At 44.6% G+C, this 4,049-nt stretch carries 2 protein-coding genes; both read left to right on the top strand.

Features of this window, described 5'->3' with window-relative positions; genetic code table 11:
- Positions 1 to 104: 104 nt before the first annotated feature.
- Positions 105 to 1,625 (top strand): THUMP domain-containing protein, encoded by a 1,521-nt coding sequence (locus QZ379_RS07140; protein ID WP_291562399.1) that lies wholly within the window; start codon positions 105 to 107, stop codon positions 1,623 to 1,625.
- Between the two features lie 80 nt (positions 1,626 to 1,705).
- Complete coding sequence (locus tag QZ379_RS07135) at positions 1,706 to 3,979, top strand: DPP IV N-terminal domain-containing protein (protein WP_291562396.1); 2,274 nt, start codon at positions 1,706 to 1,708, stop codon at positions 3,977 to 3,979.
- Positions 3,980 to 4,049 lie beyond the last annotated feature (70 nt).

The raw sequence follows: 4,049 nt of genomic DNA, 5'->3' as shown, positions 1-4,049 counted from the left end.
CTTTTATAGAATTATTATAAGAAACACCGCTAAAACATTGATTAAGCGGCTGAAATTACGTAATTTTGTACCCTAAAACAAAATTACGTAATTTTTTTTCAAACATGAATCAAGAATTCGAGCTTATCGCCAAAACATTCCAGGGGATGGAAGAAGTATTGGCACAAGAACTCACAGAATTGGGAGCCGGCAACATTGAAATCGGTCGCCGTATGGTTTCCTTCACCGGTGACAAGGCAATGATGTACAAGGCAAACTTCTGCCTTCGTACTGCAATCCGCATCCTTAAGCCTATCAAACACTTCACTGCCAACTCGGCCGACGAGGTTTACGATGCAGTAAAGGCTATCGAATGGAGCGAGTATATCGACAATACATGCAGTTTCAGCGTAGATGCTGTAGTATTCTCGGAAGAATTCCGCCACTCTAAGTTCGTTGCATACAAGGTGAAAGATGCCATTGTAGACTATTTCCGCGAGAAGACAGGAAGCCGTCCGTCGGTACGCATCAATAATCCTGACTTGGGTATCAACATCCACATCGCAGAAAACCAGTGTACTTTGTCACTCGACAGTTCGGGCGAATCTCTACACCGCCGCGGCTACCGTCAGGAACAGGTGGAAGCTCCGCTTAACGAGGTTCTCGCTGCCGGAATGATTCTTATGACAGGATGGAGAGGCGAGTGCGACCTTATTGACCCTATGTGCGGTTCGGGTACTATTCCTATCGAAGCTGCACTTATAGCACGCAACATCGCTCCGGGTGTGTTCCGCAAAGAATTCGGATTCGAGAAATGGAAAGATTTCGACCGCGAACTTCTCGACTCTATCTACAATGACGACTCGCAGGAGAAAGAATTCAACCACAAGATATACGGTTACGACAACAATCCTAAGGCAAACGAAATTGCCACTCACAACGTAAAGGCTGCCGGTCTGAGCAGAGATATAGTACTGAAGATACAGCCGTTCCAGCAGTTCGAACAGCCTAAGGAAAAGAGCATCATCATAACAAACCCTCCTTACGGTGAGAGAATCTCATCAGACGACCTGCTTGGTCTGTACAAGATGATTGGTGAAAGACTGAAACATGCTTTCACAGGCAACGATGCGTGGATATTGAGCTACCGCGATGAGTGTTTCGACCAGATAGGGCTTAAGCCAAGCGTGAAAATACGCCTGATAAACGGTGCTTTGGAGTGTCAGTTCCGTCAGTATCAGTTGTTCGACGGCAAGTTCAAGGCATTCAGAAGCGGTGAGGAAGGCAAGAACTTCAAGGCCAAGAGCGAAGAAAGAAGCGAAAGACCAAGAAGAAGGAGTGAGAAGCCTGAGTTCGGAAAAGGCGACCGCAAAGACAGAAAACCTTTCGGCAACGACAAAGGTGAAAGAAGGGAACGTAAAGACGGTGATGCCAAACCTGCATTCAGAGGAAGAAGGGCTGGCGACGGAAAAGAATTCACACGCGAAAGAAAGAGCGAGTTCAAATACCGCGACGAAAACAAGCCACGCACTCCACGTCCTTCGACAGACGACGGACGTCCTAAAGCTGCGCCTGCACCAAGATATATGCACATCAGACGCAAACCGGAAGATTTGTTGGCTACGGAAGAAAACAACGTTGATTAATACATATCCTTGCAGGGTAAAAACCTTACCCTGCAAGGTTTCATATTTTTAAAACGATTCTATAAAGTAACAGGAAAAACATGATTCTCAAGAACAAAATCATAACCCTATTGAGCATAATGGCACTTAATATCCCTACTACAGGAATCCTGGCACAGGAAAAGACATCGTTCACCCTACAGGATGTAATACCGGGAGGTGACAACTATTTCAACCTCATTCCGAAAAGAATGTCAGGCTTGAAATGGTGGGGCGACGTATGTATCCGTACAGGAGTGGAAGAGATAGTATCTATCGACAAAAAGAACGGTAAGGAAAAGACTATCATCACCTTAGAAGAACTGAATTCTGCACTTCAGGCTGACGAAAAGACCAAGGGTATCAAGCAGATACGTTCGCTCATGGGGGCTTCAATGCCATGGGGAGAGGAAAAAGAAATACTTCTCTCGCACGACGGTAACATCATAGTCTATGACTTTGAAGATAAGGCTGTCAAATCGGTTATCAAAATAAACAAGGGAGCTGCAAATATTGATTTCTGCAAGGAAAGCATGACTGTGGCATATACAGTGGGCGACAATCTGCATATAGCTTCCGAGAAGATTGCTGACAGGCAGGTTAATCCTGACATTGACATTGAGAAAGCCGCATGTGGTGGCAACGATATTCACGACATCGTTTACGGACAGGCTGTACACCGTAATGAATTCGGTATTTACAAAGGTACATTCTGGAGTCCTGAAGGAAAATATCTTGCTTTCTACCGCATGGATCAGAGCATGGTGACAGACTATCCGCAGGTAAACACTACCACACGTATAGCAACTCTCGAACCTGACAAATATCCTATGGCAGGCATGACAAGCCATAAGGTAACAGTGGGTATCTACAACCCTGAAAGCGGAAAAACAGTCTATCTGGATGCAGGTGACCCGACTGACAGATATTTCACAAACATATCATGGGCTCCTGACGAGGAAAACATCTATGTGATAGAAGTGAACCGCGACCAGAACTATGCACAACTCGTTAAGTACGATACCGAAACAGGTAAGAAAATCGGTGTACTGTACGAGGAATCTCATCCTAAATATGTTGAGCCTCAGCATCCTCTGACATTCCTTCCATGGGATGAAACAAAATTCATCTACCAGAGCCAGAGAGACGGATTCAACCATCTGTATCTGTTCGATACTAAGAAACCTAGACCTGTCACATTGGAACTGATAGAAGGTATGAACAAATACAAGGAATATGTAGAGGTGAAACAGTTCACCAAAGGCGACTGGCTGGTACAGGATATCCTCGGTTTCAACGAAGCAAAGAAGGAAGTCATTATCGCATCTACAGAGGTTTCACCTTTGCAGACTAACATCTACAGCCTAAACATAAAGAGCGGCAAACGCACTCTGATTGGTAAGGAAGACGGTAATCACAGAGCACAACTCTCTGCCGGAGGTACTTACATAATCGACAATATGACTTCGTTCAGCATAGCAGGTGAAACAAGCATATTGCCTACAAACGGCAAGAAGGGTGTCACAATCTTCACATCAAGCGACCCTATGCCTGAGAAATACAATATGCCTGAGATTACCCTTGGAACAATCAAGGCTGCAGACGGCAAGACTGACCTTTACTACAGACTAATCAAGCCGGTTAACTTCGACCCTAACAAGAAATATCCTGCTATAATCTACGTGTATGGTGGTCCTCACGCACAGATGATACACAACACTCGTTTCTACGATGCTCGTGGTTGGGATTTGTACATGGCTCAGAAAGGATATGTAATGCTTACAGTTGACAGTCGTGGAAGCGACAACCGCGGACGGGAATTTGAGAACTGCACTTTCCGTCAGCTTGGTGTGGAAGAAATGAAAGACCAGGTGGAAGGGGTAAAGATGCTACAATCACTTCCATACGTTGATGCCAACAGGATAGGGGTACACGGATGGAGCTTCGGAGGATTCATGACTACAAACCTTATGCTCACTTATCCTGAGATATTCAAGGTTGGTGTAGCCGGAGGTCCTGTTATCGACTGGAAATACTACGAGGTGATGTACGGCGAAAGATATATGGACACACCGGAAACAAACCCGGAAGGATACAAGAATTCTAATCTGAACCTGAAAGCAGGAAACCTGAAAGGACGACTGCTGATTATAATCGGTGGTGAAGACCCGACATGCGTTCCTCAACACAGTTATACATTCCTGCGTTCATGCATTGATGCAGGAACACATCCTGACTTTTTCGTTTATCCTGAATCAGGACACAACATGATTGGAACAGAAAGAGTTCATCTGCATGAACACATTTCGAGATACTTTGACGATTTCTTAAAATAAAAATTAGTTTAAAACTTATAGTCAAAAGTAATTGAATTGCGAAAAATTCCCCCAAAAGTATTACCTTTGC

The organism is Bacteroides sp. (assembly GCF_019417265.1).
In the GTDB taxonomy this organism is placed as follows: domain Bacteria; phylum Bacteroidota; class Bacteroidia; order Bacteroidales; family Bacteroidaceae; genus Phocaeicola.
The sequence above is the reverse complement of the archived record's forward strand: the minus strand, read 5'-3'. Positions and strand labels throughout refer to the sequence as shown.

Bases quoted from the DNA above. Each gene is read 5' to 3' on its own strand.
- QZ379_RS07140 (WP_291562399.1), top strand. From the start codon at position 105: ATGAATCAAGAATTCGAGCTTATCGCCAAAACATTCCAGGGGATGGAA.
- QZ379_RS07135 (WP_291562396.1), top strand. From the start codon at position 1,706: ATGATTCTCAAGAACAAAATCATAACCCTATTGAGCATAATGGCACTT.